Below are 24,761 nucleotides of genomic sequence, written 5' to 3' on the forward strand. Positions count from 1 at the left end.
GGGATGAAGGCAAGCTCTCTCCCCATGTCGTCCCGGCGAAAGCCGGGACCCATAACCACCTCCCTTCATTGGGACGAACGATCTCTCCCCGCATGCCCCAAGCGAAATCACGCGGTATGGGTCCCGGCCTTCGCCGGGACGACAATTGAGGAGACACCTCCCACATGGTGACCTTCTACGGCAAGACCTTCGCCTCGCGCCTCCTGATCGGCAGCGCACTCTATCCCTCGCCCGCGATCATGCAGGCGGCGATCCGCAGCTCCGGCTCCAACATCGTCACGGTGTCGCTGCGGCGCGAGGCCGCCGGCGGCAAGTCCGGCGATGCGTTCTGGAAGCTGATCCGCGAGCTCGACGTCACCGTGCTGCCGAACACCGCCGGCTGCCGCACCGTGCGCGAGGCGGTGACGACGGCCAAGCTCGCCCGCGAATTGTTCGGCACGTCCTGGATCAAGCTGGAAGTCATCGCCGACAACGACACGCTGCAGCCCGACGTCGTCGGCCTCGTCGAGGCCGCAACCATCCTGATCAAGGACGGCTTTGAGGTGTTTCCCTACTGCACCGAGGATCTCTCGGTCGCGAACCGCCTCGTCGATGCCGGCTGCAAGGTGGTGATGCCGTGGGCAGCTCCCATCGGCAGCGCGAAAGGCATCACCAACCGCGACGCGCTGAAATTGCTGCGCGACCGGCTGCCCGACATCACGCTGGTGGTCGACGCCGGCATCGGTGCGCCCTCGCACGCCGCCCACGCGCTCGAGCTCGGCTATGACGCCGTGCTGCTCAACACCGCCATTGCGAAAGCCGCCGATCCCGTCGCCATGGCCAACGCCTTCCGCCTCGGCATCGAGGCCGGCCGCACCGCCTACGAGGCCGGGCTGATGAACGCCCGCGACTTCGCCTCCCCCTCCACCCCTGTCGTTGGGACTCCGTTCTGGCATGCCGTATCCTGATCGCTTCTATCCCGTCGTCGACAGCCTCAAATGGGTCGAGCGGCTGACCAAGCTCGGCGTCGGCACCATCCAGCTGCGCGCGAAGGAGCTCAACGACGCCGACGCGCTGCAGACCGTCACCGACGCGCTGGCAATCACCGAGGGCACGCAGGCCAGGCTGGTCGTGAACGACTATTGGCGCGCGGCGATCGTCGCGGGCGCAAAGTATCTCCACCTCGGCCAGGAAGACCTCGCCGATGCCGACCTCGATGCGATCCGCGAGGCGGGCCTGTCGCTCGGCATCTCCACCCATGACGACGCAGAGCTGGCGACTGCGCTCGAAGCCAAGCCCGATTACGTCGCGCTCGGTCCGATCTTCTTCACCACCTTGAAGTCGATGCGCTTCGAGCCGCAGGGCATTCCGAAGATCACGGAATGGAAGAAGCGCATCGGCAACATCCCGCTGGTCGCGATCGGCGGCATCAAGTTCGAGCACGCCGCGGAGATCTTCGCCGCGGGCGCGGATTCGATCGCGGTGGTGTCCGACGTCACGCAAAACCCCGACCCCGATGCCCGCGTGCGGCAATGGCTCGGCCTGTCCAAGGAGGCGGCGTGATGCTCGCTCCGCTCTCACGCCACGTCATTGCGAGGAGCCCTTGCGACGAAGCAATCCAGACTGTCTCCGCAGAGAGATTCTGGATTGCTTCGCTGCGCTCGCAATGACGGAGCAAGAACTCACCAGCGTCGTTCCGGCGCGCATGCACACCAATTAAACCGGAGGATCCCATGAACATCCGCTCCAACCCCGACAAGACTGTCCCCGCCGTCACCACCGGCCCGCTCCCCTCCTCGCGAAAAATCTTCGCCTCGCCTGACGCCGCGCCCGACCTGCGCGTCCCCCTGCGCGAGATCATCCTCTCCGAAGGCGCGGGCGAGCCGAACCTGCCGGTCTACGACACCTCGGGCCCCTACACCGATCCGTCCGTGACCATCGACGTCAACGCCGGCCTCGCCCGGAGCCGCAAGCAATGGGTGCTGGAGCGCGGCGGCGTCGAGGAATATGACGGACGCCAGATCAAGCCGGAGGACAATGGCAGCGTCTCCACCGACAAGGCCGCGCGCGCCTTCTCGGCCTATCACAAGCCGCTGCGTGGCCTCGACGGCCACAAGATCACCCAGCTCGAATTCGCCCGCGCCGGCATCGTCACCAAGGAGATGATCTACGTCGCGGCCCGCGAGAACCTCGGCCGCAAGCAGCAGCTCGAGCGCGCGGAAGCCGCCCTCGCCGACGGGGAAAGTTTTGGCGCCGCCGTGCCCGCCTTCATCACGCCTGAGTTCGTCCGCGACGAGATCGCGCGCGGCCGCGCCATCATCCCCTCCAACATCAACCACAGTGAGCTCGAGCCGATGATCATCGGCCGCAACTTCCTGACCAAGATCAACGCCAATATCGGCAACTCGGCGGTGACGTCGTCGGTCGAGGAAGAGGTCGAGAAGATGGTGTGGGCGATCCGCTGGGGCGCCGACACCGTGATGGACCTCTCGACGGGCCGCAACATCCACACCACGCGCGAGTGGATCCTGCGCAACTCCCCGGTGCCAATCGGCACCGTGCCGATCTACCAGGCGCTGGAGAAGTGCAACGGCGATCCCGTCAAGCTGACCTGGGAGCTCTACAAAGACACCCTGATCGAGCAGTGCGAGCAGGGCGTCGACTATTTCACCATCCACGCCGGCGTGCGCCTGCAATACATCCACCTCACCGCGAGCCGCGTCACCGGCATCGTCTCGCGCGGCGGCTCGATCATGGCGAAGTGGTGCCTGGCGCATCACAAGGAGAGCTTCCTCTACACCCATTTCGACGAGATCTGCGACCTCATGCGCAAGTATGACGTCTCGTTCTCGCTCGGCGACGGCCTGCGCCCGGGCTCGATCGCCGACGCCAACGACCGCGCGCAATTTGCCGAACTCGAAACCCTCGGCGAGCTGACAAAAATCGCGTGGGACAAGGGCTGCCAGGTCATGATCGAAGGCCCCGGCCACGTGCCGATGCACAAGATCAAGATCAACATGGACAAGCAGCTCAAGGAATGCGGCGAAGCGCCGTTCTACACGCTTGGACCGCTGACCACCGACATCGCGCCGGGCTATGACCACATCACCTCAGGCATCGGCGCCGCCATGATCGGCTGGTTCGGCTGCGCCATGCTCTGCTACGTCACGCCGAAGGAGCATCTCGGCCTGCCCGACCGCAACGACGTCAAGACCGGCGTCATCACCTACAAGATCGCCGCCCACGCCTCCGACCTCGCCAAGGGCCACCCCGCCGCGCAACTGCGCGACGACGCCCTCTCCCGTGCCCGCTTCGAATTCCGCTGGACCGACCAGTTCAACCTCGGCCTCGATCCGGACACCGCAAAAAGCTTCCACGACGAGACCCTGCCCAAGGAAGCCCACAAGGTCGCGCATTTCTGCTCGATGTGCGGCCCAAAGTTCTGCTCGATGAAGATCACGCAGGACGTGCGGGATTACGCCGCGACGCTGAACGATCCGAACTCGGTTGGCATGTCGATGAGCGGGACGGCCGAGGACGGAATGGCGAAGATGAGCGCGAAGTTCAAGGAGATGGGGAGCAGCGTTTATCTCGATGCGGAGAAGGTGAAGGAGAGCAATCGGGTTTTGTGACCTGCCGGCAGCAACACTTCAACCTCAAAAGGGGCGATCGAGCGATCGCCCCTTTTTCATTGCACCCATAACTATGTTCGCACTATGGTTGTAGACGCTATGTGAGAAATTGCCGTTAGAGATGCTTTAGGGGCGGGGACCGGGATGGCTGGCGTAATTTATATTCTCACGAATGTAGCGATGCCTGGCATCATCAAGATCGGCATAACCGAAGGTGACATTGCGGATCGAGTCAGGGGCTTAGATAACACCTCCGTACCCCTGCCATTTGAATGCTTTTATGCAGCTCAAGTCGCTGAACCTTGGAAGGTGGAGAAAGCGATACACGAGGCTTTCGGCGACAATCGCATTCGTAAGAGTCGTGAGTTCTTTCGAATTTCACCAGACAAGCCCAAAGCGGTCGTTGAGCTACTCTGCCAAAAGAACGTAACTCCCGGGCAAGAGATCCTGAGTGAGGCCGACGATCAAGAGGCATTGAACGAAGAACGAAAACGCAGGGCCAATTTCCGTTTCTCTTTAATAGGCATCAAGCCCGGCACAGAATTACAATCGGTTTTTGACGATAACATCACTTGCAGAGTGAAGAACGATCGCTGGGTCGAATTTCGTGGCGAGGAACACAGCCTCTCAAGCTCTGCGCTAATAGTTGCTCACGAAAAGGGACTCGGATGGGCAGCCATACAGGGACCGCAGTACTGGAAACACAACGGCAAGACTCTTGCAGAACTGCGCGAGGAAACGGCGCAAGAGGATTAAGGACAACGTTCAGGAGTGGACCGCCGAGCATCGGAGAAGCGATGACAACCGTAGAGGCCCTTGCGCTGGGGACAAAGTACGTAGTACTTCCTCTTGCGAGTGCGGCCTTTTGGGGCTGCGATAAAAGGATGGATCGAGAATCGACGCTTCCTAAAGCTTGAGGCTTCCCGAAATATCGCTGGGCGCTCGCGAGGAGAGCTAAGGTATATCAAGCCGAGATGGCCTGCAGAATAGATCGAGATAGAGTTTTACCGGTGTCGGTTTTGACATTTGGCTCATTGGCTGGATTCGAAGTTCATCAGAGGGGTGGTGCGCTCTGGAGACAACAAAGAAGAGGATTTGTTCATTCGAGGTGGCTTCTACTAACCTGACCAACTTCTGCTGGACTATCAAATCACGCAGAACAACAGGAGACAATTCGGGAGTGTGGTCCTAAAGTTGGACGCAAGTGGTAGGACTTTGGTTGGGAGTTTCATTGGTCATTACGACGAGCCTTTGGGGGGCATATTGTCTCTTCAGAAAATGGCCTGAGATTTGGGTCGCCCGGATGAACGGACTACGCGCTGTGGATGATTGATCGGTCTACCTCCCCCCACCGCCTCCCCGACCAGCTCCGTCCCGACCTCCGCCTCGTCTTCGTCGGCACCGCCGCCTCGACGCGTTCGGCCGAGGTCGGGCACTATTACGCGCATCCCGGCAATCGGTTCTGGCGTGCGATCCATGAGGCCGGGATCACGCCGCGGCGGTATCAGCCGAGCGAGTTCGCATCGCTGATCGAGCTCGGGATCGGCTTCACCGATCTCTCCAAGACGGGCGTCGGGATGGATCACCAGATCGTGGCGGAGACGATCGACGTATCAGGCTTCAGGGCGAAGATCGACAAGTACCGGCCGCGGACGATTGCGTTCACGAGCAAGAAGGCGGCGAGCTTGTTTTATGGCCGGCCGTCGAGCGGGATTTCGCTGGGGCGGCAGAAGCGCGACGATTGTCCGGCGGAGATATTCGTGCTGCCGTCGCCCTCGGGTGCGGCGTCGGGGCAGTGGACGCTGGAGCCGTGGCGGGAGCTGGCGGCGTGGATCGCGGCGTAGCACACTCGCCGCCCCGCACTCCGTCGTCGTCCTGGCGAAAGCCAGGACCCATTACCACCACGGGGCATTTGGCGAAGATTGATAACGCCGATCCTGCACGACAACTGCTCCCTGGGGTAATGGGTCCTGGCTTTTCGCCAGGACGACACCGCTGATAACTCGTAGCCCGGATGAGCGAAGCGATATCCGGGGTCGGCGGTTGACCCGCATATCGCTTCGCTCATGCGGGCTACAGGTCCTGCGAAGCCGCCTGTCGGAATCCACCCCCGCCGTTCGTCCTCCGGACAAACCGCGACCACCCGGAGCCGCCGATGCCCACCATCACCGCCTTCGAAAACTCCCCCGACCGCGGCCGGGGGCAGGCGCGCGACATGCGGGTGCGCTGGGCGCTGGAGGAGGCCGGGCAGCCCTATGACGTCCGCCTCGTCTCCTTCGCCGCGATGAAGGCGCCCGCGCATCTCGCGCTGCATCCGTTCGGGCAGATTCCGACCTATGAGGACGGCGACCTCGCTTTGTTCGAGTCCGGCGCGATCGTGCTCCACATCGCCGAACGTCATGCCGGGCTGCTGCCAGCCGAGCCGAACGCACGGAGCCGCGCCATCGCGTGGATGTTCGCCGCGCTGAGCACGGTGGAGCCGCCGATCGTCGAGCTGACGATGGCGTTGCTGTTCGAGCGCGACAGGAGCTGGCACAAACAGCGCCTGCCCATGCTGCAGGAGCGCGTCCGCATCAGGCTCGGCGAATTGTCCCGCCACATCAGTGGTGCCGACTGGCTCGATGGCGCGTTCAGTGCCGGCGATCTCATGATGGTGACGGTGCTGCGGCGGCTGAACACGTCGGGGCTGCTGGACGAGCATCCCACGATCGCCGCCTACGTCGCACGCGGCGAGGCACGGCCGGCCTTCAGGCGGGCCTTCGATGCGCAGCTGGCGGTGTTCGACACGGCGTCGCGTTCGTAGGGAGCCGGGCCACACCCTCGGCGGTCGTCCCGGCCTAGTGCGCAATTGCGCACGGGAGCCGGGACCCATAACCTCAGGGAGAAGTTTGGCGAAGACTCGTCGTTCGGTACTGCGCCCGCGTGCAACAGATAGATCACGCGGTATGGGTCCCGGCTTTCGTCGGGACGACACCGTGGACTTGACGAACCCTGCTGCCCATTGCGCCGGTCGCGCCACCCCTGCATTCTAGGCTCCGCCAACAGAGGAGCCCGCCCATGCTGACCCTCTATTCCTACCCGCAATTGTTCGGCGTCGCCGACAACAACGGCTACGGCCTCAAGGTCTATGCCTTCCTCAGACTCGCGGGCGTGCCGTTCGTGCATGAGCACGTCTTCGATGCCTCCGCCGCGCCGCGCGGGCAGCTGCCTTACATCGTCGACGACGGCGAAACCGTCGGCGACAGCGAGACCATCATCGCCTACGCGACCACGAAATATCGCCTCACGATCGATGCCGGCCTGTCACCGGACCAGCGCCGCACCAACCATTTCGTCACGCGCATGCTGGACGATCTCTACTGGGTGATGTCCTATTCGCGCTGGAAGGACGAGCGCTTCTATCCGGCGTTCCGCGACGGCTTCATCGCGCAGCATCCGCAGATCGACGCTGATGGCTTCGAGAAGGCCAAGGCCTACAACGCGCAGCGCTATCACTACCAGGGCATCGGCCGCTACACGCCCGAGCAGGCTTACGCGCGGGGGCTCGCTGACTTACAGGTGCTCGCGGAAATCGTGCCCGCGCAGGGCTTCGTCCATGGCGCGGCGCCGACCAGCTGTGATGCCGGCATCTACGGCTTCGTCGCCAACATCTATTTCTTTCCGATCCCGACGCCGCTGAAGGCGTTCGTCGATGCGCACGCAAACCTCGTCGCGCATTGCGAGCGGATTCATGCAGCGGTCGGCGGGAAATAGGGTGGGTTTGACAGGCTATCGCCCAAAATCAGCCCCAGAGTTTCCATGCCTTAGTCTTGCTTTGGTCAAAGCTGCACGAGGGAGTGGGCAATGCGGAAGTCGGACGACCAACCTCATTCAGCGTCAACCCGGGCAGGAGGCGCAGATGCAGTCCACGCTGGAAATGCAGTCCACCCCCGACGTCAAGCCAGCCGATCCACCCGCCGTCGATCCGGGGCCCTCCACGCAGAGATCGAAACTGTCCGAGCCGGACAAGGAGCTGGTTGCACGCGCCGATGAAAGGCTCGCGCATGCCTATCAACAGATCGCGCTCGCCGATGAACAACTCGCACGTATGAACCAGCAGATGTCCAGATTGGGGCCTGAGCCGGGCCGCCAGCCCAACCGCCGCTCCTCCCGGCACCGGTCGATGCTGCGCGGTTTGATCGGGCTCTCGTTGGCAGCGTGCATCTTCAGCGCTGCCTTTGCCTCGCAGTTCGCCGGCGAAGCGACCCAGCAGATGATTTCCCGCTGGGCTCCGCCAGCGGTTTCGGCGTCCGTGCTGCCGAACGAAACAACGCAGCCCTCCATCCAGCCGGACGCGCCTTCCGTTCGGTTGGCTGCGGCTGACGCGCCCCTTCCGCAAGCCCTGCCTGCGGCTCAGACGACACAGCAGGAGACGGTGCCAACCGCTGCCGCGATACCGGCCGAGCTGACACAGTTGCTCGAGACGATGTCGCGCGATCTCGCCAGCGTGCTGCAAAAGATCGACGAGCTCAAAGCCAGCCAGGACCAGCTGGCCCGCGACCAGGCGAATACCGCCGAGCAGGTCAAGGCCAATCAGGAACAGGTGGCGCGTCTCGTTGCCACGCGCGCCGAGCAGCGAGCGGCGACCGTGACACCCTTGCCACGGCCAGTGACCGCCCCTGCGCGCACGCCAACGCCGCCGACGCAGGCCAGAGCGCAGCGGGAGGCGCCAGTGCAATTGCGGCCGCAGGTGCGGTAGCAAGGTTCGCGCTACGCACCGGCAGGCTTCGCCGCACGCTACCGCATCGTGATCGCAAGGCCGCTGAGATCGGCATTCGCCATCAGGCCGACCTGGTGGCCGGTCAGCTCAAGCACGGCGCCCTTCTGGTTGGTCAGCACGATGGCGCGGGCGCCGCGGCCGACGGCAAGGCCGGCGCCGGCCGCGCCATAGACGCCGGCAACATCGGAGGGGCGGTTGATGTTGGAGACGCGGCCGCGCAGCACGGTCTTGGAGCCGCCGAAGACGAGGCCGTAGTCGAGCCCACCGGTCGAGAGCGCATAGGAGCGGCCGCGGAAGTTCAGCACGCCCGAGCCGCCGGAACCGCCGATGATCCAGCCCGCCTTGTAGATCGTCAGCGTCACGAAGCCGCCGTCGGCCTGCGCCGCGGTCGAGAGGCCGGCCAAAGCGGCGATGGCCACAAACGCGGCGCGGAAGGTGGATGCGAACTTCATGGGGCGTCTCCGGGGGCTATTTTTCAAGGCAGGATTCGAATCAGACGCGGCGAATCTATCCGATCGATCGCGGCGGCAACATGATGGAAGCGCCGCGCATGACGCGCAACTGCGCGCAGCGGGCGCACCTCGCCCCCCCTGCGGAGCCGAGCAAGCGCCTCGTCCTTCGGGATGGGCCGCGGGGAGCTTTCCGCGATTGCGCTGCGCGCGGGGCCGGGGCGAACCAGTCGCCGCTCCCGCCCATCACCATTCTGCCAGTGTTTTGCCCGACGGGTCAACATTTAATTCTGATTTTCAGAACACATTGACACGCCGCGCCTTTTCTACTGTGCATGGGGTTGTTTTCGCACTTTTTGTTTTGAGTGCCGCTTCGCCTGCCGCTACGCTCGTGCATCAGCGACCGTCTCCGAGGTGATCCCATGCCGATCCAGCATTTCGCGCCCCCACCGCACATCAAGGCACCGCCGCTGTCTTTTGCCACCCGCGTCGGCGACCTCCTGTTCGTCTCAGGCATACCCGGCTTCGACGCCCATGGCGCGCTGCCCGAAGGCTTCGAGACTCAGTTCGCCAATGTCGTCGTCAACATCCGGCGCGTGCTGGACGAGGCGGGCGCGACGTTCCGCGACCTCGTCAAGGTCAACGTGCTCCTGACCCGCGCCTCCGATGTCGCCGCCATGAACGCGCTCTATGCCGGCGCCTTTGGCCCGGCGCCCTACCCCGCGCGCACGACTTGCGTGGTGCAGGCGCTGCCCGATCCGAGGATGCTGATCGAGATCGAGGCGGTGGCGTCGCTCTCAAAGTGAGCCACGCCGAATGCTTGTGACTTGTCGGGCACGCGGCCAAACCAAGTGCACCGCTGCATCTGACATGTCCGTGAACGGCCGCTCCCCCCGGCTTGCAAAGGACCTGCTTTTACCGCACGAATTTTCGCATCCCACATCCCCTCAAGGAGATACTTCATGCGTCGCGTTCTCGCCCTCTGTGCCGTTGCCGGCATCGCCAGTTCCGTGTTTGCCGTGCCCGCCTCGGCGCAGGTCGGCTATTACGTGATCCGCTGGGACAACACCGGCATCTGCCAGGTCTGGAACGAGGACCTGAAGTACAAGCCGTTCCAGTTTGGGGTGTCGACCTACAAGGTGGTCAGCAAGCCGCTCCCGACCTTCCAGCAGGCCTCCGATCTGCAGATCAAGCTGCGCTCCGAGCGCCGCTGCACGCTCTGAGCGCTGCACCACGAATTGGGTTCGAAGGGCGGGTCGCGCGGGCGATCCGCCCTTTCCTTTTGCGATGGCCCCCGGCGTTTTCCGGCCGAAATCACGCATTTTCCGCGCGCGTTCTTTGAACCTCGGCGGCCGGCGGAACTACTCACATCTTGTCCGGGGCGCCTGCCAAGCGCGTCCCGCACCAGCCCTCCCCATCATTGGCGGGAGGCGCATCCCATCTTTCATTTGAGGAGCTGATCATGCGTCGTATTTCCATGCTGTGCGCTGCCGCGGGCCTTGCCGTCACTGCGTTCGTCGCAGCGAGCCCCGCCGAAGCCAGCTATCACCTGATCCGCTGGCAGGACAGCGGCTTCTGCCAGATCTGGGACGAGAGCATCCCGACGACGCCGTGGCCGGCCGGCTATCATCGCGCCAGCGCGAGCGTGCCGACATTCATCGACGCCCTCGCGGTGAAGGACGCCGCGCTCAAGAGCGGCGGCTGCACCTGGTAAGATTTCGATCGGCGGACGAAGAGCCGGGCAAGGACGCTTGGCGTCCTTGCCCGGTTTGTTTTTGCGTTGCGTGAACGAGAGCTGAGGCGCGCTCACGCGTCCTTGTGCGCGCCGGGATGGATCAGGATATCGCGCGCGGCGGCGAGGTCGATGAAGGCTTCCGCGCTGCCGCCGTGATCGGGATGCATGCCCTTGGCGGCCCGGCGATAGGCCTGGTTGATGTCCTCGCAGGTGAGCTGCACGGCGAGCGGCAGGCCGAGCACCTTGCGGGCGCGATCCTCGCTCGACAGCTTCTTCGGCATGGCATTGCGGCGTCCGAAGCGCGGCGCGCTCAGGTCATGAATGACCTCGAGCACCACGCCGACGCGGCGCTGCGCCGCCAGCGTGACGCTGTGATCGTCATTGTCTACGGCCTGTCGCAGCACCGGAAGCGCCTGCTCCGCCGCCTGGCGCAGCGTGACGTCCATGCTCATCCGCACGATCTCGGCGACGATCCGGCCGGCCTCGGCCCAGTCGGCCGATTGCGCCGCCCGCTGGCGTTCGAGTGCGAGTTTCCAGGTTTCGAGCCGTTCCATCATGCGCGCAACGTTTAGCAATGAGGATCAGTATGCCAAGGCCGCCGTTTCCGACCCCTTAATTTCGAGTTAGCCTTTCATGAAACTTCGCAACGAAATCGGGAGGAAATTGTCATGGCATTGCTCGCAAACCACATCGCCGTCGTCACCGGCGCCGGCTCCGGCATCGGCCGGGCGATTGCGGCCGGCTACGCGCGGGAAGGTGCGCAAGTGGTGTTGCTGGACGTCAATGCCGAGACCGTCGCGGAGGCCGCCGGGGAGATCCGCAAGGCCGGCGGCAAGGCCGAGAGCTTCGCGCTCGACGTGACCCGGCGCGAGGACTGCTTCGCGCTGGCCAAGCAGGTCGCGGACAAGGTCGGGCAGGTCTCGATCCTCGTCAACAATGCCGGCATCACCCGCCGCAACGCCTTCACCGCCGAGACCGAGACGGTGGCGAAGGACTGGAACGACATCATCTCGCTCAATCTCAACGGCGTCTTCAACATGACGCAGGCGTTCCTCGCACCGTTGCGCGCGAGCAAAGGCCGCATCGTCAATATCGGCTCGATCCAGTCCTTCGTGCATCTGCGCACGCCGAGCTCGGCGGCCTACACCACTTCGAAACACGGCGTGCTCGGCTTCACCAAAGCGCTGGCGGTCGAGCTCGGCAAGGAAGGCGTGCGCGTCAACGCAATCGGACCCGGCTTTATCGAGACCAACATCAACGCCAATGTGCGCGCGACCAATCCGGCGCTGGTGCAGGCCTTCGTCGATCACACCCCGCTCGCCCGCACCGGCAAGCCCGAGGACATCGTGGGGCCCGCGATCTTCCTCGCATCGGATCTGTCGGCCTATGTCACGGGGACGATCGTGATGGTGGACGGCGGATACCGGACGGTCTGATCAGCGCGAGACAGGTCCGCATCACTTCGCATCCTCCGCCAATCGCGGCAGCTTCGCGGCATTCTCGGGGTCAATTGGTGCGATCGCCCGCGATTAACCTTTCGTTAACCAAACCCGCCCACCGTGGATCTACGGCTTGGGGGTCGTTTGTTCTCGATCCGCTTCCAACGGTGGAAGCGGGCGTTGGTCGGGGAGTATATTGATGACCACTGTTCATGTCGCTGCGCCCGAGCAGGGCGCCCAATTCCTTGCACCCAACCAGATCGTTCCGTTGCTGATCGGCGCAACCGTCGACGAGGTCGAGCGTGAGCTCGTGCTCCAGACGCTGGCACGCTGCGACGGCAACCGCACGCGCGCCTCGCGCGTGCTCGGCCTGTCGGTGCGCACGCTGCGCAACAAGATCCGGATCTATGCCGCGTCCGGAATCGAAGTGCCCGCCTATCAGGATTAGCGCGCGCGACGACGTGCCGATTGATGTTGATCATTCGCGGCGCGATGCGCCGGCGGAATTGCTGCTGTCGTCAAACGCCGCTAAGTAGCTTGCTTCCGTGACAGGGAGCGGTGGCGTGGCAGACGATCAGGGACGACGGCAGGGACCTCAGGGACCGCGCGGGCGGCCGGGCGAGCCGGGACGGCCGGGGCCGCAGGGTCATCCGGGCCGGCGCGGCCCCGACGGCGCGCGCGGCAAGCCGGGTCCGCAGGGCAAGCCCGGGCCGGCCGGAAAGGCAGGACCTCAAGGCAAGTCCGGTCCGCAAGGCAAGCCGGGCGAAGCCGGCCCCCGCGGGGCCGTCGGCGCGCAGGGACCTGCCGGATCGCAAGGGCCGGCAGGACCGCAAGGCCCGCGCGGCGAGCCGGGACCTGCCGGTCAGCTGCCGTCGATCGATCAGGTGCTGCCGTGGCTGGACCAGTTGTTCGACGCCTGGGACGAACGCCGCCGCCAGCGCGAACGTGAGGCCGCCGAGCGCGAGGCGCTGGAGGCTGCCGTGCAGGAAACTGACGAGCCGGTCGTCGATGACGAGAGCGACGACGACGACGGCGGCGATATCAGGAAAAAGAAGAAAAAGAAGAAGCACGGCAAGGATTAGCGCGGCTTCGTGAGCTGAGTCCCAGCTCTGCCGTCGCACCGCTATTGGGCTGCGCCGGGACCGGGACACGAAGCCTCGGTCTAGGAAGCCGCCGAGGAATCATCCTTGCGCGGCAGCATGCCCATGCGCTCGAACTGCCAGCGCATGGCGCGGTACCAGAGATAGCCCACCAACGTGCCGAGCAGCGTCAGGATGACGAGGTTGACGCTGCTGGAAGATCCGCTCCACCACATCATCCAGGCGATCCACAGCACCGTGAAGGTGACGGCACCTGCTTTCAGAGGAAGAAGGGGGCGGCTCATGTTCCTGCTCCGGGCTGTCAATCCCGGTGAGCATCATCGCACGGTCAGCCGGCCTCTTCCGTGAGCCAGATCACGCAATGGGCCATCGCAAAAGCTAACCGAACCGCAGCCGCGAGCGCTCCTTGGCCTTTTCCGCCTCGATTTCACGGTCGCGCGCCGGCGCATGGGTGTGCAGCGAGGCCAGCAGCTTTCGCGCGGCCTCCGACACCTCGGCCACCGCACGCTCGAACACCTCCTCATTGGCCTGCGACGGCTTGTTGAAGCCCGACAGCTTGCGCACGAATTGAAGTGCGGAAGCATGAATCTCGTCCTCCGTCGCCGGCGGCTCGAAGTTGAACAGCGTCTTGATGTTGCGGCACATGCAGTCTCTCCGGATATGTCCCAAGGACGATCGGCGGCGACGAAATCCTACATCCTTCCCCGCGCTTCTGTTAAGTTCCGCGGCAACGCGGCCGCCGAACACGAGCCGCATCGGGGAGAGGACCATGAGAGCTTCTTGCGCGGCACTGTCGGCCGTCCTGCTATCCATCGCGACGTCGGCATGGGCAGCCGATTATCCGGCGCCGAAGCAGGGCGACTGGACCGCCAAGGACTTCAAGTTCCACACCGGCGAGGTCATGCCGGAACTGCGGCTGCACTACACCACCGTGGGGGAGCCCTCGGGCCAGCCGGTGCTTGTGCTGCACGGAACAGGCGGCTCGGGCGCGAGCATGCTGACGCCCGCCTTTGGCGGCGAGCTGTTCGGCGCCGGGCAACCGCTCGACGCCTCGAAATACTACATCATCATTCCCGACAATATCGGCCACGGCAAATCGTCGAAACCGTCCGACGGCATGAAGACGAGCTTCCCGAAATACAATTACGACGACATGGTCGAGGCGCAGTATCGCCTGGTGACGGAAGGGCTCGGCATCAAGCATCTGCGGCTCATCATCGGCAATTCGATGGGCGGCATGCACACCTGGCTGTGGGGCGAGAAATATCCGAAGGCGATGGATGCGCTGGTCCCGATGGCCTCGCAACCGACCGAGATGGCATCGCGCAACTGGATGCTGCGGCGGATCATGCTCGACACCATCCGCAACGATCCCGACTACAATAACGGCGATTACACCAGCCAGCCGCGCACGATGAAATACGCCATCACCGCCTATGGCATCGCCAGTATCGGCGGCACGCTGGCCTATCAGTCGCAGGCGCCGACGGCGGCGAAGGCCGACAAGATCGTGGACGACCGGCTGGCGATGCCGATCACGGCGGATGCCAACGACTTCGTCTATCAGTGGGAGTCCTCGCACGACTACAATGCCGGCGAGAGGCTGGAGGCAATCGAAGCGCCGCTGCTGCTGATCAATTCCGCCGACGACGAGCGCAACCCGCCCGAGACAGGCGTCACGGACGCCGCGATGAAGCGGGTCAAGAACGGGCGCCTCTTCCTGATCCCCGCGAGCACCGAGACGCGCGGCCACGGCACCACCGGCAATGCAAGATTCTACAGCGGGCAGGTCCGGCAATTGCTGCAAACCGCGCCGCAGCGGACGATGTAAGACGCGCCGCGAAACAGCATGTCGAAGGCGCGCTTTCGCAAGACCGCGCTCGCGCTTCCAGGCGCCATCGAAGGCGCGCATCACGGCCATGCCGACTTCCGCGTCGGCAAGCGTGTGTTCGCGACGCTGGGCTATCCCGATCACGAATGGGGCATGGTGAAGCTCACTCCGGATCAGCAGACCCTGCTCGTCGATGCGGAGCCGGAGATGTTTCGTCCGGTGCCCGGCGCCTGGGGCAAGAGCGGCAGCACGAATGTGAGGCTGGCGAAGATCGATCCGGAGACCTTGCGGAGCGCGCTCGAGATGGCTTGGCGCAATGTCGCGCCGAAATCGCTGCTCGCATCGCTCGATACGCGATAGCGAATACCGCAACGCATCAGATACGGCGCCCTTCGCGCCGCATATTATTTGAGCATGCAATGTGCTGACAGCTCGGGCTTAATCGCATCAACGATACGAATCGAGACGCGACGGAGGATCGCATGCACAGACTCGTACTGTGCGTTTGGCTGGCCGCGATGACCGCGCTGACGAGCGCCGCGTTCGCGTTCGACAACGGGCAATATGATCACGTCCCGCCCGACATTCGCGCCTGGTTCAAGAGCGTGATCGCGCCGAACGGCGTTCCCTGCTGCGACGTTTCCGACGGCCATCGCACCGAATACGACGTGCGCGGCGGCGCATATTGGGTACCGATCGAGGGACAATGGATGGAGGTGCCCGAGCGCTCCATCATCCGCGATCGCGGCAATCCTGTCGGCCAGGCCGTGGTGTGGTACGTCCACCACCGGGGCGCCATCATCATCAGCTGCTTCGTGCCGGCGGATGCGGTGTAGAGCATGATCCGGAAAGTGTGCAGCGGTTCTCCGAAGGATCATGTTCAAAAGATCAAACATCATGGATTTCGTTGGCTGAAGGCGCATGATCGGGTAGCTTGAGGCCATGCTGATACGGAGGCACGCCGTTGACCGATCTTAGCGCCGAAGACCTCGCCGCCATCTATGCCAAGCCGACCCCGCGCGTGATCGCGAAGGCACGGCCCGCGATCGATGCACATGCGAAGAAGTTCATCGAGATGTCGCCGTTCTGCGTGCTCGCGACGTCGGGCGCGGACGGCAGCGTCGACGCGTCGCCGCGCGGCGGCGGCATCGGGTTCGTCCATGTCAGCGGCCCCAACCAGCTGTTGATGCCCGATCGCTCCGGCAACAACCGGATCGACAGCTTTCGGAACGTCGTCGAAGGCTCGGGCTTCGTGCACCTGTTGTTCTTCGTGCCGGGGATCGACGAGACGCTGCGCGTCGGCGGACGCGGCACGCTGTCGGTCGCCCCCGATCTGCTCGCCTCGATGGTGGAGTTCGGCAAGCCGCCGCGCGCGGTGCTGAACGTCGCGGTCAGCGAAGTCTATTTTCACTGCGGCAAGGCACTGATGCGCTCGAAACTATGGTCGCCCGAGAAAGTGCAGCGCTCGGTGATGCCGAGCATCAGCGAGGTCATCCACGATCAGACCAGCCTCGGCGAGCCCGAGAGCCAGGAGATCGTGGAGGAACGCTACAAGACGCAGCTGTAGGCCGTGCTGCGACTACGGCCGTCGTCCAGGCGAAGGCCGGGACCCATAACCACTAACTTCGGTTTGGCGAAGACTCGTGGTTAGCAGCCGTGTGCCACACTTCTCGCTCGGAGTATGGGTCCCGGCCTTCGCCGGGACGACACGGGAATATGCGGCTAATGTCGGAGCCTAATGCCCCTCGCCTTCGAGACCGCCGACGTGCTTCTGGGTGTAGAGCTCGAGGCCGATGCGACCGATCAAGTCGAGCTGGGTTTCGAGGAAGTCGATATGGTGCTCCTCGTCGCTCATCAGCTTCTCGAACAGGTCACGCGTGACGTAGTCCTTGGCGCCGTGGCAGTAGGTCGCCGCTTCCTGATAGAGCGCCCGCGCGCTCATCTCGGCGGCGAGGTCGCATTCGATGATCTCCTTGACGTTCTGGCCGATACGCAGGGGATCGAGCACCTGCATGTTCGGGAAGCCGTCGAGGAACAGGATGCGCGCGGTGAGCTTGTCGGCGTGCTCCATCTCCTCGATGGATTCCTTGCGCCAGACCTTGGCCATCTCCAGCAGGCCCCAATTGTCGAGGAAACGGTAGTGGAGCCAGTACTGGTTGATCGCAGTCAGCTCGTGACGCAGCGCCTTGTTGAGATAGTCGATGACTTTTGCGTCGCCCTGCATGGTTCACTCCAGCTCTTGCAGTCCAAATCGGCCCTAAACCGAGTTTAGAACGCTTCTAAATGAGATTGCAGGTGAGGGCAACCGGCCACGGAGCCGCAGCCGGGGAAAAACCTTAGCCGACCGTCGGGAGGGTTCAGCAAGCCGCGAGTGCGAACTGAGCGGGTTCGGAGATCTCGTCGTTGGCGGCCACAGTGTGGCTGTGCGGACAGCCGGCACAGCAGGACTGGGCGCAGGGGCCCAGCGCTTCGTCGATGATGGTCTTGATGGTCCGGGCACAGCGGCCGCACTCGGCGCTGCAGCCGAGGCATCCATAGACCTGCTTGGCATGGCGCACGGCGTCGTCGGACTCGGCGACGGCGGCGCGAATGTCGTCATCGCTCAGCACGTTACAGGAACAAACGATCATGGAAGCGGCAGGCCCTTCGGTGATGCGCCATCATCGATATTTAAGCGGCCGGCCGGATGCAAAAGGAAAAACCGGTATTTCAAGCTATTCCAAACTAGCCTGGAAACAGCCTAGAACGGCTCTAAAGTAGGCCATTGAGCTGGATCAAGATCGCGGCGGATCTAGTCGCCACCACCGCCTCCGCCACCATCACCGCCCCCTCCGCAATCCCCGCCGCTGCTGCCGCCATCGCTGCTGGAACAGCTGCCATTGTCAGTCGAGCTCCCGGAACCGCTGCTTGAAAACCAGCTTCCCAGCGAGACGCCGTCGCTCGTCCCGGAACTGCTGGCGCTGCCGCTACTTCCGCCGTCGCTGCCGGCCATCGCGCGGGAGCGCCGGCCGCGGTTCTGGAGATGTGTGATCCAGCCGTAGCCGATCGCGAAAACGATACCAGCAGCAATCAGAGCATTGACCATCGCGTTGCCCATCATCGTCTCCCGGTGGAGCTGCGGTCCTATATCATTTGGTCGCCCCCGGCAGAGGGGCCGTTCATTGATCATTCAAGCGAAGTATGGAACCTTGCGTCCCAAAGAGTTCCGCATGTTTGTGCGAAAGGTCGAGCCGCCCATGAAGAAGTCGCTCCTGGCAGTCGCTGCCATCGTTACCCTGGCCCTGACGGCCGGGACCCCGGCCCATGCCCAACGCGGCGTCGCCGCAGGCGTGGCGGCCGGGATCATCGGCGGCGCCATTGTCGGTGGCGCGCTGGCCTCTCCGTATTATTACGGACCCGGCCCGGGCTATTACGAGCCGGGCTACTATCCGCCGCGCTACTACGCGCCCGGTCCGGGCTATGTCTCCGACGACTATTACGGCGGCTGCGTCTGGCAGAAGCAACGCTTCTGGGACGGTTATGCCTGGCGCGTTCGCCGCGTCAGAGTCTGCGGCTGAGGCGCCGTAAACCGGTTCACTACGGATGCGCCGTTCATCTCCGGGCCCGAAAAAGACCGCTTTTTCTCGTCACAGCTCCGTGTGCGTTTACCGTGGATTGACCATTTGCGCGCTTCCTAGCCCAACGGCCATTTCCATCAGAGTGTGCGTGAACCTTTGAAAAACCCGGCCACCCTCACGAGGGGAGCCCCTTCTCCCAGGAGAGCCAAGAGCATGAAGAAGACTTTAGTTGCTGCCCTCACGGTCGCGACGGTTGCCGGTTCGCTGGTGACCGCCAGCCCGTCCGCGAAGGCCCATGACGGCCTCGGCGCCGGCCTCGCAGCCGGCCTGATCGGCGGTGCGATCGTCGGCGGCGCCATCGCGTCGAGCCGCCCCGCCTATGGCGGCCCGGTTTACGTGGCCGAGCCCCCGCCGCCGGCGCCCTGCTATTGGCGCCGTGAGCGGTATTGGGACGGCTACGGCTGGGTCAGCCGCCCGATTCGCGTCTGCTACTGATCCGATCGCTGCGCGCGCATCCGCGCCACGATCGAAGCCCGGCCGAGACCATCGGCCGGGCTTTTCTTTTGGCCGAAGAGACCCGCTATCGCGCAGCCTGGATCGAGCGCAGCACCTCTTCGCTGGGCCAGCAATCGACCTTGAGGCCGGCCGACTTCTGGTAGGCGCCGAGCGCGGCGCGGGTCTGCATGCCCGCCTTGCCGTCGATCTTGTCCTTGTAGAGCCCGACGCGCGTGAGTCCGCGCTGCATGGTCTCAACGTCTGTCGTGCGCAGTTGCTTCGAAGCCGACCAGGGCGTTGCGAAAGGCAGCGGGCTGGTCATGCGGTCGCTGAGATGGCCGACGAACAGCACGTAGAGATCGGAGAAATTGTATTCCTTGATGACGAAGTAGTTTTTCGTGGTCAGGAACGACGGACCATAAATGCCCTCGGGCTGCAGCAACGAGGCCGGCTGCGCCTGCTCGGCGGCGCTGAGCCTCTGCCCACGCACCGGCACAAAACCTTCGCGCAGCCACTGGCTGATCGGCTTCGTCACCTCGGGCACGCCGGTGGTGCAATCGACCTTGGCCGGCGCCTGCACCTCGTAGGCCCAGCGCACACCGCTTTGCCAACCCTTGTTGACGAGTTGCTGCGCGGCAGAGGCCAGCGCATCCGGCACCGAACGCCAGATGTCGATGCGGCCGTCGCCGTCGAAGTCGACACCATGCTTGTAATATTCGGACGGAAGGAACTGCGTCAGCCCGGTCGCGCCGGCCCAGGAGGAGCGCATGTCCTTGCGCGTAACCACGCCGTCGCCAAGGAGCTTCAGCGAAAGGATGAACTCGTTGCGATACTGATCCTTGCGGCGGCCGACATAGGCCTGCGTCGCCAGCACGCGGACGAGATCGTAAGGCAGCGTGTAGCGACCATAGTCCGTCTCGCGGCCCCAGATCGCGAGCATGACGGTCGCCGGCACGCCGGACTTCTTCTCGATCTCGTTCAGCGAGGCGCGATATTTTTGCAGCAGCCGCTGCCCCTCGCCTGCGAGCCGCGCGATCGAGGATTCCCTGACGTAGTCGGCCGGCACCTGCACGAACTCGGCCTGCGACGGCGCGCCGGTGGCAGGGCGGCCCGGCAGCAGCAGATCGGGCAGCTTGTAGTCAGGCTCGAGTCCGCGCGTCTCTCGCTCGAACGTCGCTCGCGACACGCCCGCCGCCTGCGCCTCCGGCCAGAGCGACGCGATGAATTGCGTGAAGGCGGCGTCGGCGGCGCCGGCGGACGAGCAGCCGCAGGTGACCACGATCACCGCAGCGATGAGCGCCCGCCGCATCATGCCGGGATCACCGCGTCAGCTTCTTGTACTTCACGCGGTGCGGAATGATGCTGTCCTGGCCGAGCCGGCGCATCTTGTCCTTCTCGTAATCCTGGAAGTTGCCCTCGAACCATTCGACGTGGCTGTCGCCTTCGAACGCCAGGATGTGGGTCGCGATGCGGTCGAGGAACCAGCGATCGTGGCTGATGATGACGGCGCAGCCGGCGAAATCCTCCAGCGCCTCTTCGAGCGCGCGCAGCGTGTCGACATCGAGGTCGTTGGTGGGTTCGTCGAGCAGAAGGACGTTGGCGCCCGACTTCAGCATCTTGGCGAGATGGACGCGGTTGCGTTCACCGCCGGAGAGCGCACCGACCTTCTTCTGCTGGTCGGCGCCCTTGAAGTTGAACGACGAGCAATAGCCGCGCGAGTTCACTTCCTTCTTGCCGAGCAGGATCAGTTCGTTGCCGCCGGAGATCTCCTCCCACACGTTCTTGTTGCCGTCGAGCGCGTCGCGCGACTGGTCGACATAGCCGAGATGCACGGTCTCGCCGACCGTGATCGTGCCCTTGTCCGGCGTCTCCTGCTTCGTGATCATCTTGAACAGCGTGGTCTTGCCGGCGCCGTTGGCGCCGATCACGCCGACGATGCCGCCGGGCGGCAGCTTGAAGGTGAGATCGTCGATCAAAAGGCGATCGCCATAGCCTTTGCTGAGCGTTTCGAAATCGACCACATTGGCGCCGAGGCGCTCGGCGACTGGGATGATGATCTGCGCGGTCTGGGTCTGCTTCTCGCTCGCCTGCTTGAGCAACTCCTCATAGCGCTGGTAGCGCGCCTTCGACTTGGCCTGACGCGCCTTCGGCGAGGACGCGACCCATTCCTGCTCGCGCGCGATGGTCTTCTGATGCGCGGCGTCCTCGCGGCCCTCCTGCTCGAGGCGCTTCTGCTTCTGCACCAGCCAGGACGAGTAGTTGCCCTCGTAGGGAATGCCCTTGCCGCGATCGAGCTCGAGGATCCAGCTCGTGACGTTGTCGAGGAAGTAGCGATCGTGGGTGACGATCAGGATTGCGCCGGGATAGTTGCGCAAATGGCCTTCGAGCCACGACACGGATTCAGCATCGAGATGGTTGGTCGGCTCGTCCAGCAGCAGCAGTTCGGGCTGGTCGAGCAGAAGCCGGCACAGCGCGACGCGGCGGCGCTCGCCGCCGGAGAGTTTCGTGACGTCGGCATCGTCGGGCGGACAGCGCAGCGCGTCCATGGCCTGGTCGACCTTGCTGTCGAGATCCCAGAGGCCCTGGGCCTCGATCTCGTCCTGAAGCTTGGTCATCTCGTCGGCGGTTTCCTCGGAGTAGTTCATCGCCAGTTCGTTGTAGCGATCGAGGATCGCCTTCTGCTTGGCGACGCCCAGCATGACGTTCTCGCGCACGGAGAGCGCAGGATCGAGATGCGGTTCCTGCTCGAGATAGCCGACGCGGGCGCCTTGGGCGACCCAGGCCTCGCCGTTATATTCCTTGTCGAGGCCGGCCATGATCTTGAGGAGCGTCGACTTGCCCGAGCCGTTGACGCCGAGCACGCCGATCTTGGCGTCCGGGTAGAAGCTCAAGTGAATGTTATCGAGCACCTTCCGGGTCGGGTAGCTCTTGGTCAGGCCCTGCATGAAATAGATGAACTGGCGCGCCATCGGTCCCGTGAAACCTTCAATTTGAGGAGATTTGCTTAGCCAGCGATGTAGCGATCCCGCCCCCAAAGGGCAACGTTTTCCCTCCGTTCACCACGGATGAATACGGTCCGGATACCATCCGGCCCCCCGATCCGGACAATTGAAACTATCTTTTAATAAATCAGGCCAAAGCTCGGTTTCGCGCGGAAACAGCGCCACCCGCTCAGAATGATCGGGCAGCACGGCGAGACAGCGTCATGGCCATGATCGAAACCAACTCCCTTCCTGTGCCGGCAGAAGCCGGACACGTCTCCGGATTCGTCTCGGAAATCCAGAGCTTCTGGAAGCGCTTCTTCGCCACGGCGTTCAACCCGTACCGGCCCGAACTGCACTACATGCGCGGCCCCGGCCCGGCCTGGCGCGCCAAGCACGGCATGGATGCGCCGTTCCGCCTGAAGCCCCGCTACCTCTAAGCCCCCGCCTCCTGTCGGATTTTTGAAGACCCAAGCTGCTTGCGCGCAGGCGTGATTGCGCGCAACCATGGCCCGGTTCCGGACGATGGCGCCTTCGCCTGGCACCGTCACCTCTCGCCATGGATGAACGCTGATGACGCGGCTGCGCTGTGCAATTCTCGACGACTATTTCAACCTCGCCCTCGATGTTGCCGACTGGCCGAAACTGTCCGACCGCGTCGACGTCGCCGTGTTCAGCCATCCTTTCGCCTCGGAGCAGGCCGCAGCAAGTGCGCTGGCCGATTTCGAGATCGTCTGTGCGATGCGCGAGCGCACCCCGTTCCCGAAGAGCCTGCTCAATGGCTTGCCGAAGCTGAAGCTGCTGCTCACCTCCGGCATGCGCAACGCCGCGATCGACATGGAAGCCGCCAAGGCGCGTGGCGTCACCATCGGCGGCACGCAATACTCGCGCGACCCGACCGCCCCGCTCACCATGGGCCTGATCCTGGAGCTGACCCGCGGCATCGGCCGCGAGAATGCGCGCATGCACGCCGGCGAGCCCTGGCAAACCTTTGCCGGCGTCGAGATCGAGGGACTGACGCTCGGCATCGTCGGGCTCGGCAAGCTCGGCAGCAAGATGGCCGGGATCGCCAAGGCGTTCGGCATGAACGTGATCGCCTGGAGCCCGAATCTGACGCCGGAGAAATGCGCCGCGGCCGGCGTCGGCTACGCCACCAAGGACGAGCTGTTCGCAAAAGCCGACATCGTCACCATCCACGTCGTGCTGAGCGAGCGCTCGCGCGGACTGGTTGGCCGCGCCGATCTCGCGCGGATGAAGCCAACCGCCTTTCTCGTCAACACCGCGCGCGGGCCGATCGTGGACGAGCAGGCGCTGCTCGAGGCCTTGCAGCAGAGGAAGATCGCAGGCGCCGGCATCGACGTTTTCTCGGTCGAGCCGCTGCCGGTCGACCATCCCTTCCGCAAGCTCGACAATCTCGTGCTGACGCCGCATCTCGGCTACGCGACCTCGGACGGCCTGCGCATCCATTACGGCCAGATGGTCGAGGCGATCGATGCCTTCATCAAGGGCGGCGAGCTGCCGCGGAGGCTGACCTGAACGACAAAGGGCGTGCCGACGGCACGCCCTTCTTCAGTCTGAATATTTTCGACCCGCTCAGCGCACGGTGACCGGCGCGGGCAGCGGCGGCACCACGGTCGGCTGCGTGCCTGGCACGGGGCCAGCCTGCGCCGCCATCGGAGCCGGACCGGCAGCACCGGAGGTCGGCGCGGCGGAGGCGGTCGCCGTTCCCGGCGGCGGACCGCCCGGCATCACCACCACGCGGGTGCCGACCTTGACGCGATCGAACAGGTCGGAGACGTCCTCGTTCAGCATGCCGATGCAGCCGGACGACACGAACTTGCCGATCGTCGAGGGCTGGTTGGTGCCGTGGATGCGGTAGACGGTCGAGCCGAGATACATCGCGCGGGCACCGAGCGGATTGCCGGGGCCGCCGGCCATGAAGCGCGGCAGATAGGGCTGGCGCTCGATCATCTCGGTCGGCGGATGCCAATCCGGCCATTCGGCCTTGCGGGTGATCTTCTGCACGCCGGTCCAGGTGAAGCCGTCGCGGCCGACGCGGACGCCGTAGCGGATCGCACGGCCGCCTCCGAGCACGTAATAGAGGTAGGTGTTCGGCGTATCGACCACGAGGGTGCCGGCGGGCTCCTTGGTCTGGAACGCGACTTCCTGGCGGCGCAGGTTCTGCGGCAATTGCGCGGGAGCCGCATCGGGCTGCTCCTCGGGCGGCAGCGAAGCGATCGTCATCGGCCGGCCATCGGCACCGACGGGCGGCTGCCCGGCTTGGACCGTTCCGGTCGCGGCGGGACCGCCGATGGCTTCCGGCGGACGCAGGCCGTCATTGGCCGGCGCCTGGCCCTGACCGGGACGATTGGCGTAGATCACCGGCGGCGGACCGGCGGGCCGGCCGTAGCGGGGATCGTCGGGCGACATCACGGGGCCTTGCGGTGCGGCCGAATAGACCGGCGGAGCGCCAGCCGGGCGGCCATAGCGCGGATCATCCGGCGACATCACGGGGCCCTGCGGCGGGGCCGCCGAATAGACCGGAGGAGCACCCATCGGGCGGCCATAGCGCGGATCGTCGACCGGGCCGGGCGGCGGCAGCGAGGCCTGCGGCATCGCGTCGTCGTCATCCTCCAGCGCGTCAAAATTCGGCGTGCGGTCGCCGGGCCGATATTCAGCCGGGGCGCCATAGCCGGGTGCCTGCTGGACTGGATAGCTCTGAGCCTGTGCGAGCGAGGTTCCCGCCGCAGCGACTGTCGCGGCAGCGCATATCGTCAGAAAATGTTTGATCATCATCGCTCTTT

32 protein-coding genes are annotated in these 24,761 nt (G+C 64.4%); 22 read left to right on the forward strand and 10 right to left on the reverse strand.

Annotation, left to right across the window (positions count from 1 at the left end; translation table 11 throughout):
• Window positions 1-164: 164 nt before the first annotated feature.
• The 8 genes from HAP40_RS30690 to HAP40_RS30725 all read left to right on the forward strand — a co-directional run bounded on the left by HAP40_RS30690 (window position 165) and on the right by HAP40_RS30725 (window position 8,349).
• Window positions 165-947 (forward strand): thiazole synthase, encoded by a 783-nt coding sequence (locus tag HAP40_RS30690; RefSeq protein ID WP_166814215.1) that lies wholly within the window; start codon window positions 165-167, stop codon window positions 945-947.
• Entirely contained in the window at window positions 934-1,542 is a 609-nt protein-coding gene (locus tag HAP40_RS30695; protein ID WP_166814213.1) for a thiamine phosphate synthase, read from the forward strand. The genes HAP40_RS30690 and HAP40_RS30695 overlap by 14 nt, the downstream gene beginning before the upstream one ends.
• 170 nt (window positions 1,543-1,712) lie before the next feature.
• Entirely contained in the window at window positions 1,713-3,611 is a 1,899-nt protein-coding gene (gene thiC / locus HAP40_RS30700) for a phosphomethylpyrimidine synthase ThiC (RefSeq protein WP_166814211.1), read from the forward strand.
• A 144-nt stretch (window positions 3,612-3,755) separates the two neighbouring features.
• Window positions 3,756-4,367: a GIY-YIG nuclease family protein gene (locus HAP40_RS30705; RefSeq protein WP_166814209.1), complete on the forward strand. Its 612-nt coding sequence runs from the start codon at window positions 3,756-3,758 to the stop codon at window positions 4,365-4,367.
• A 569-nt stretch (window positions 4,368-4,936) separates the two neighbouring features.
• Window positions 4,937-5,455: a mismatch-specific DNA-glycosylase gene (locus HAP40_RS30710; RefSeq protein ID WP_166814207.1), complete on the forward strand. Its 519-nt coding sequence runs from the start codon at window positions 4,937-4,939 to the stop codon at window positions 5,453-5,455.
• Between the two features lie 311 nt (window positions 5,456-5,766).
• Window positions 5,767-6,414 (forward strand): glutathione S-transferase family protein, encoded by a 648-nt coding sequence (locus HAP40_RS30715; RefSeq protein ID WP_166814205.1) that lies wholly within the window; start codon window positions 5,767-5,769, stop codon window positions 6,412-6,414.
• 254 nt (window positions 6,415-6,668) lie between these two features.
• Window positions 6,669-7,364 (forward strand): glutathione S-transferase family protein, encoded by a 696-nt coding sequence (locus HAP40_RS30720; protein WP_166814203.1) that lies wholly within the window; start codon window positions 6,669-6,671, stop codon window positions 7,362-7,364.
• 145 nt (window positions 7,365-7,509) lie between these two features.
• A complete protein-coding gene (locus tag HAP40_RS30725) occupies window positions 7,510-8,349 on the forward strand; it encodes a DUF3450 domain-containing protein (RefSeq protein ID WP_166814201.1) in 840 nt (279 codons plus the stop codon).
• 38 nt (window positions 8,350-8,387) lie between these two features.
• On the opposite strand, the gene HAP40_RS30730 is transcribed toward HAP40_RS30725, so the two are convergent.
• Window positions 8,388-8,822 carry a hypothetical protein gene (locus HAP40_RS30730; RefSeq protein ID WP_166814199.1) on the reverse strand — a complete coding sequence of 145 codons (435 nt, stop codon included), beginning with the start codon at window positions 8,820-8,822 and terminating at the stop codon, window positions 8,388-8,390.
• Window positions 8,823-9,241: 419 nt separating this feature from the next.
• Between HAP40_RS30730 and HAP40_RS30735 the strand changes: the two genes are divergently transcribed.
• The 3 genes from HAP40_RS30735 (at window position 9,242) to HAP40_RS30745 (ending at window position 10,533) form a co-directional block, all read left to right on the forward strand.
• Window positions 9,242-9,625: a RidA family protein gene (locus HAP40_RS30735; RefSeq protein ID WP_166814197.1), complete on the forward strand. Its 384-nt coding sequence runs from the start codon at window positions 9,242-9,244 to the stop codon at window positions 9,623-9,625.
• Between the two features lie 156 nt (window positions 9,626-9,781).
• Window positions 9,782-10,042 carry a hypothetical protein gene (locus HAP40_RS30740; protein ID WP_166814195.1) on the forward strand — a complete coding sequence of 87 codons (261 nt, stop codon included), beginning with the start codon at window positions 9,782-9,784 and terminating at the stop codon, window positions 10,040-10,042.
• Between the two features lie 239 nt (window positions 10,043-10,281).
• Window positions 10,282-10,533 carry a hypothetical protein gene (locus HAP40_RS30745; protein WP_166814193.1) on the forward strand — a complete coding sequence of 84 codons (252 nt, stop codon included), beginning with the start codon at window positions 10,282-10,284 and terminating at the stop codon, window positions 10,531-10,533.
• A gap of 92 nt (window positions 10,534-10,625) precedes the next feature.
• Here HAP40_RS30745 and HAP40_RS30750 read toward each other — a convergent pair whose 3' ends face one another.
• Window positions 10,626-11,111 (reverse strand): J domain-containing protein, encoded by a 486-nt coding sequence (locus tag HAP40_RS30750; protein ID WP_166814191.1) that lies wholly within the window; start codon window positions 11,109-11,111, stop codon window positions 10,626-10,628.
• Between the two features lie 111 nt (window positions 11,112-11,222).
• Here HAP40_RS30750 and HAP40_RS30755 point away from each other — a divergent pair, with 111 nt between their 5' ends.
• The 3 genes from HAP40_RS30755 to HAP40_RS30765 all read left to right on the forward strand — a co-directional run bounded on the left by HAP40_RS30755 (window position 11,223) and on the right by HAP40_RS30765 (window position 13,075).
• A complete protein-coding gene (locus HAP40_RS30755; protein WP_166814189.1) occupies window positions 11,223-11,990 on the forward strand; it encodes an SDR family NAD(P)-dependent oxidoreductase in 768 nt (255 codons plus the stop codon).
• Between the two features lie 202 nt (window positions 11,991-12,192).
• Entirely contained in the window at window positions 12,193-12,441 is a 249-nt protein-coding gene (locus HAP40_RS30760) for a helix-turn-helix domain-containing protein (protein ID WP_166814187.1), read from the forward strand.
• Between the two features lie 115 nt (window positions 12,442-12,556).
• The gene (locus HAP40_RS30765; protein ID WP_166814185.1) at window positions 12,557-13,075 is read left to right on the forward strand and encodes a collagen-like protein; all 519 of its coding nucleotides are present in this window, start codon (window positions 12,557-12,559) and stop codon (window positions 13,073-13,075) included.
• A gap of 80 nt (window positions 13,076-13,155) precedes the next feature.
• Here HAP40_RS30765 and HAP40_RS30770 read toward each other — a convergent pair whose 3' ends face one another.
• Window positions 13,156-13,377 (reverse strand): hypothetical protein, encoded by a 222-nt coding sequence (locus HAP40_RS30770; RefSeq protein WP_166814183.1) that lies wholly within the window; start codon window positions 13,375-13,377, stop codon window positions 13,156-13,158.
• Window positions 13,378-13,471: 94 nt separating this feature from the next.
• Window positions 13,472-13,738 carry a DUF2277 domain-containing protein gene (locus HAP40_RS30775; protein ID WP_166814181.1) on the reverse strand — a complete coding sequence of 89 codons (267 nt, stop codon included), beginning with the start codon at window positions 13,736-13,738 and terminating at the stop codon, window positions 13,472-13,474.
• A 124-nt stretch (window positions 13,739-13,862) separates the two neighbouring features.
• On the opposite strand from HAP40_RS30775, the gene HAP40_RS30780 reads away from it, so the two are divergent.
• The 4 genes from HAP40_RS30780 to HAP40_RS30795 all read left to right on the forward strand — a co-directional run bounded on the left by HAP40_RS30780 (window position 13,863) and on the right by HAP40_RS30795 (window position 16,491).
• Entirely contained in the window at window positions 13,863-14,924 is a 1,062-nt protein-coding gene (locus tag HAP40_RS30780) for an alpha/beta fold hydrolase (protein ID WP_166814179.1), read from the forward strand.
• Between the two features lie 18 nt (window positions 14,925-14,942).
• A complete protein-coding gene (locus HAP40_RS30785) occupies window positions 14,943-15,284 on the forward strand; it encodes an MmcQ/YjbR family DNA-binding protein (RefSeq protein ID WP_166814177.1) in 342 nt (113 codons plus the stop codon).
• Between the two features lie 122 nt (window positions 15,285-15,406).
• A complete protein-coding gene (locus HAP40_RS30790) occupies window positions 15,407-15,760 on the forward strand; it encodes a hypothetical protein (protein ID WP_166814175.1) in 354 nt (117 codons plus the stop codon).
• Window positions 15,761-15,888: 128 nt separating this feature from the next.
• Window positions 15,889-16,491 (forward strand): MSMEG_1061 family FMN-dependent PPOX-type flavoprotein, encoded by a 603-nt coding sequence (locus HAP40_RS30795; RefSeq protein ID WP_166814173.1) that lies wholly within the window; start codon window positions 15,889-15,891, stop codon window positions 16,489-16,491.
• Window positions 16,492-16,659: 168 nt separating this feature from the next.
• Here HAP40_RS30795 and bfr read toward each other — a convergent pair whose 3' ends face one another.
• From bfr to HAP40_RS30810, 3 genes are all read right to left on the reverse strand, one after another.
• Window positions 16,660-17,148: a bacterioferritin gene (bfr, locus tag HAP40_RS30800; RefSeq protein WP_166814171.1), complete on the reverse strand. Its 489-nt coding sequence runs from the start codon at window positions 17,146-17,148 to the stop codon at window positions 16,660-16,662.
• A gap of 133 nt (window positions 17,149-17,281) precedes the next feature.
• On the reverse strand, window positions 17,282-17,554 hold the full coding sequence (locus HAP40_RS30805; protein WP_166814169.1) for a (2Fe-2S)-binding protein: 273 nt from the start codon (window positions 17,552-17,554) through the stop codon (window positions 17,282-17,284).
• A gap of 161 nt (window positions 17,555-17,715) precedes the next feature.
• Window positions 17,716-18,024: a hypothetical protein gene (locus HAP40_RS30810; RefSeq protein ID WP_166814167.1), complete on the reverse strand. Its 309-nt coding sequence runs from the start codon at window positions 18,022-18,024 to the stop codon at window positions 17,716-17,718.
• Between the two features lie 136 nt (window positions 18,025-18,160).
• Between HAP40_RS30810 and HAP40_RS30815 the strand changes: the two genes are divergently transcribed.
• A complete protein-coding gene (locus HAP40_RS30815) occupies window positions 18,161-18,481 on the forward strand; it encodes a hypothetical protein (protein WP_166819274.1) in 321 nt (106 codons plus the stop codon).
• Window positions 18,482-18,694: 213 nt separating this feature from the next.
• Window positions 18,695-18,976 (forward strand): hypothetical protein, encoded by a 282-nt coding sequence (locus HAP40_RS30820; protein WP_166814165.1) that lies wholly within the window; start codon window positions 18,695-18,697, stop codon window positions 18,974-18,976.
• An 85-nt stretch (window positions 18,977-19,061) separates the two neighbouring features.
• Here HAP40_RS30820 and HAP40_RS30825 read toward each other — a convergent pair whose 3' ends face one another.
• Both HAP40_RS30825 and ettA read right to left on the reverse strand, forming a co-directional pair.
• Window positions 19,062-20,288, reverse strand: coding sequence for a lytic murein transglycosylase (locus HAP40_RS30825; protein WP_166814163.1), 1,227 nt, complete (start codon window positions 20,286-20,288; stop codon window positions 19,062-19,064).
• A 7-nt stretch (window positions 20,289-20,295) separates the two neighbouring features.
• A complete protein-coding gene (gene ettA / locus HAP40_RS30830; protein WP_166814161.1) occupies window positions 20,296-21,945 on the reverse strand; it encodes an energy-dependent translational throttle protein EttA in 1,650 nt (549 codons plus the stop codon).
• A gap of 236 nt (window positions 21,946-22,181) precedes the next feature.
• Here ettA and HAP40_RS30835 point away from each other — a divergent pair, with 236 nt between their 5' ends.
• Together HAP40_RS30835 and HAP40_RS30840 are read left to right on the forward strand one after the other, a co-directional pair.
• The gene (locus HAP40_RS30835) at window positions 22,182-22,397 is read left to right on the forward strand and encodes a hypothetical protein (RefSeq protein WP_166814159.1); all 216 of its coding nucleotides are present in this window, start codon (window positions 22,182-22,184) and stop codon (window positions 22,395-22,397) included.
• A 133-nt stretch (window positions 22,398-22,530) separates the two neighbouring features.
• Window positions 22,531-23,493 carry a D-2-hydroxyacid dehydrogenase family protein gene (locus HAP40_RS30840; protein WP_166814157.1) on the forward strand — a complete coding sequence of 321 codons (963 nt, stop codon included), beginning with the start codon at window positions 22,531-22,533 and terminating at the stop codon, window positions 23,491-23,493.
• 57 nt (window positions 23,494-23,550) lie between these two features.
• On the opposite strand, the gene HAP40_RS30845 is transcribed toward HAP40_RS30840, so the two are convergent.
• Window positions 23,551-24,750: a L,D-transpeptidase gene (locus HAP40_RS30845; RefSeq protein ID WP_166814155.1), complete on the reverse strand. Its 1,200-nt coding sequence runs from the start codon at window positions 24,748-24,750 to the stop codon at window positions 23,551-23,553.
• Window positions 24,751-24,761 lie beyond the last annotated feature (11 nt).

It is taken from the genome of Bradyrhizobium sp. 1(2017), from assembly GCF_011602485.2.
Classification (GTDB): domain Bacteria; phylum Pseudomonadota; class Alphaproteobacteria; order Rhizobiales; family Xanthobacteraceae; genus Bradyrhizobium.

Bases quoted from the DNA above. Each gene is read 5' to 3' on its own strand.
- HAP40_RS30810 (WP_166814167.1), bottom strand. From the start codon at position 18,024: ATGATGGGCAACGCGATGGTCAATGCTCTGATTGCTGCTGGTATCGTT.
- HAP40_RS30695 (WP_166814213.1), top strand. From the start codon at position 934: ATGCCGTATCCTGATCGCTTCTATCCCGTCGTCGACAGCCTCAAATGG.
- HAP40_RS30840 (WP_166814157.1), top strand. From the start codon at position 22,531: ATGACGCGGCTGCGCTGTGCAATTCTCGACGACTATTTCAACCTCGCC.
- HAP40_RS30825 (WP_166814163.1), bottom strand. From the start codon at position 20,288: ATGATGCGGCGGGCGCTCATCGCTGCGGTGATCGTGGTCACCTGCGGC.
- HAP40_RS30775 (WP_166814181.1), bottom strand. From the start codon at position 13,738: ATGTGCCGCAACATCAAGACGCTGTTCAACTTCGAGCCGCCGGCGACG.
- HAP40_RS30760 (WP_166814187.1), top strand. From the start codon at position 12,193: ATGACCACTGTTCATGTCGCTGCGCCCGAGCAGGGCGCCCAATTCCTT.
- HAP40_RS30790 (WP_166814175.1), top strand. From the start codon at position 15,407: ATGCACAGACTCGTACTGTGCGTTTGGCTGGCCGCGATGACCGCGCTG.
- HAP40_RS30710 (WP_166814207.1), top strand. From the start codon at position 4,937: ATGATTGATCGGTCTACCTCCCCCCACCGCCTCCCCGACCAGCTCCGT.
- HAP40_RS30720 (WP_166814203.1), top strand. From the start codon at position 6,669: ATGCTGACCCTCTATTCCTACCCGCAATTGTTCGGCGTCGCCGACAAC.
- HAP40_RS30785 (WP_166814177.1), top strand. From the start codon at position 14,943: ATGTCGAAGGCGCGCTTTCGCAAGACCGCGCTCGCGCTTCCAGGCGCC.
- bfr (WP_166814171.1), bottom strand. From the start codon at position 17,148: ATGCAGGGCGACGCAAAAGTCATCGACTATCTCAACAAGGCGCTGCGT.
- thiC (WP_166814211.1), top strand. From the start codon at position 1,713: ATGAACATCCGCTCCAACCCCGACAAGACTGTCCCCGCCGTCACCACC.
- HAP40_RS30745 (WP_166814193.1), top strand. From the start codon at position 10,282: ATGCGTCGTATTTCCATGCTGTGCGCTGCCGCGGGCCTTGCCGTCACT.
- HAP40_RS30730 (WP_166814199.1), bottom strand. From the start codon at position 8,822: ATGAAGTTCGCATCCACCTTCCGCGCCGCGTTTGTGGCCATCGCCGCT.
- HAP40_RS30815 (WP_166819274.1), top strand. From the start codon at position 18,161: ATGAAGAAGTCGCTCCTGGCAGTCGCTGCCATCGTTACCCTGGCCCTG.
- HAP40_RS30725 (WP_166814201.1), top strand. From the start codon at position 7,510: ATGCAGTCCACGCTGGAAATGCAGTCCACCCCCGACGTCAAGCCAGCC.
- HAP40_RS30820 (WP_166814165.1), top strand. From the start codon at position 18,695: ATGAAGAAGACTTTAGTTGCTGCCCTCACGGTCGCGACGGTTGCCGGT.
- HAP40_RS30690 (WP_166814215.1), top strand. From the start codon at position 165: ATGGTGACCTTCTACGGCAAGACCTTCGCCTCGCGCCTCCTGATCGGC.
- HAP40_RS30805 (WP_166814169.1), bottom strand. From the start codon at position 17,554: ATGATCGTTTGTTCCTGTAACGTGCTGAGCGATGACGACATTCGCGCC.
- HAP40_RS30735 (WP_166814197.1), top strand. From the start codon at position 9,242: ATGCCGATCCAGCATTTCGCGCCCCCACCGCACATCAAGGCACCGCCG.
- HAP40_RS30755 (WP_166814189.1), top strand. From the start codon at position 11,223: ATGGCATTGCTCGCAAACCACATCGCCGTCGTCACCGGCGCCGGCTCC.
- HAP40_RS30770 (WP_166814183.1), bottom strand. From the start codon at position 13,377: ATGAGCCGCCCCCTTCTTCCTCTGAAAGCAGGTGCCGTCACCTTCACG.
- HAP40_RS30750 (WP_166814191.1), bottom strand. From the start codon at position 11,111: ATGATGGAACGGCTCGAAACCTGGAAACTCGCACTCGAACGCCAGCGG.
- HAP40_RS30740 (WP_166814195.1), top strand. From the start codon at position 9,782: ATGCGTCGCGTTCTCGCCCTCTGTGCCGTTGCCGGCATCGCCAGTTCC.
- HAP40_RS30705 (WP_166814209.1), top strand. From the start codon at position 3,756: ATGGCTGGCGTAATTTATATTCTCACGAATGTAGCGATGCCTGGCATC.
- HAP40_RS30835 (WP_166814159.1), top strand. From the start codon at position 22,182: ATGGCCATGATCGAAACCAACTCCCTTCCTGTGCCGGCAGAAGCCGGA.
- HAP40_RS30780 (WP_166814179.1), top strand. From the start codon at position 13,863: ATGAGAGCTTCTTGCGCGGCACTGTCGGCCGTCCTGCTATCCATCGCG.
- HAP40_RS30715 (WP_166814205.1), top strand. From the start codon at position 5,767: ATGCCCACCATCACCGCCTTCGAAAACTCCCCCGACCGCGGCCGGGGG.
- ettA (WP_166814161.1), bottom strand. From the start codon at position 21,945: ATGGCGCGCCAGTTCATCTATTTCATGCAGGGCCTGACCAAGAGCTAC.
- HAP40_RS30845 (WP_166814155.1), bottom strand. From the start codon at position 24,750: ATGATCAAACATTTTCTGACGATATGCGCTGCCGCGACAGTCGCTGCG.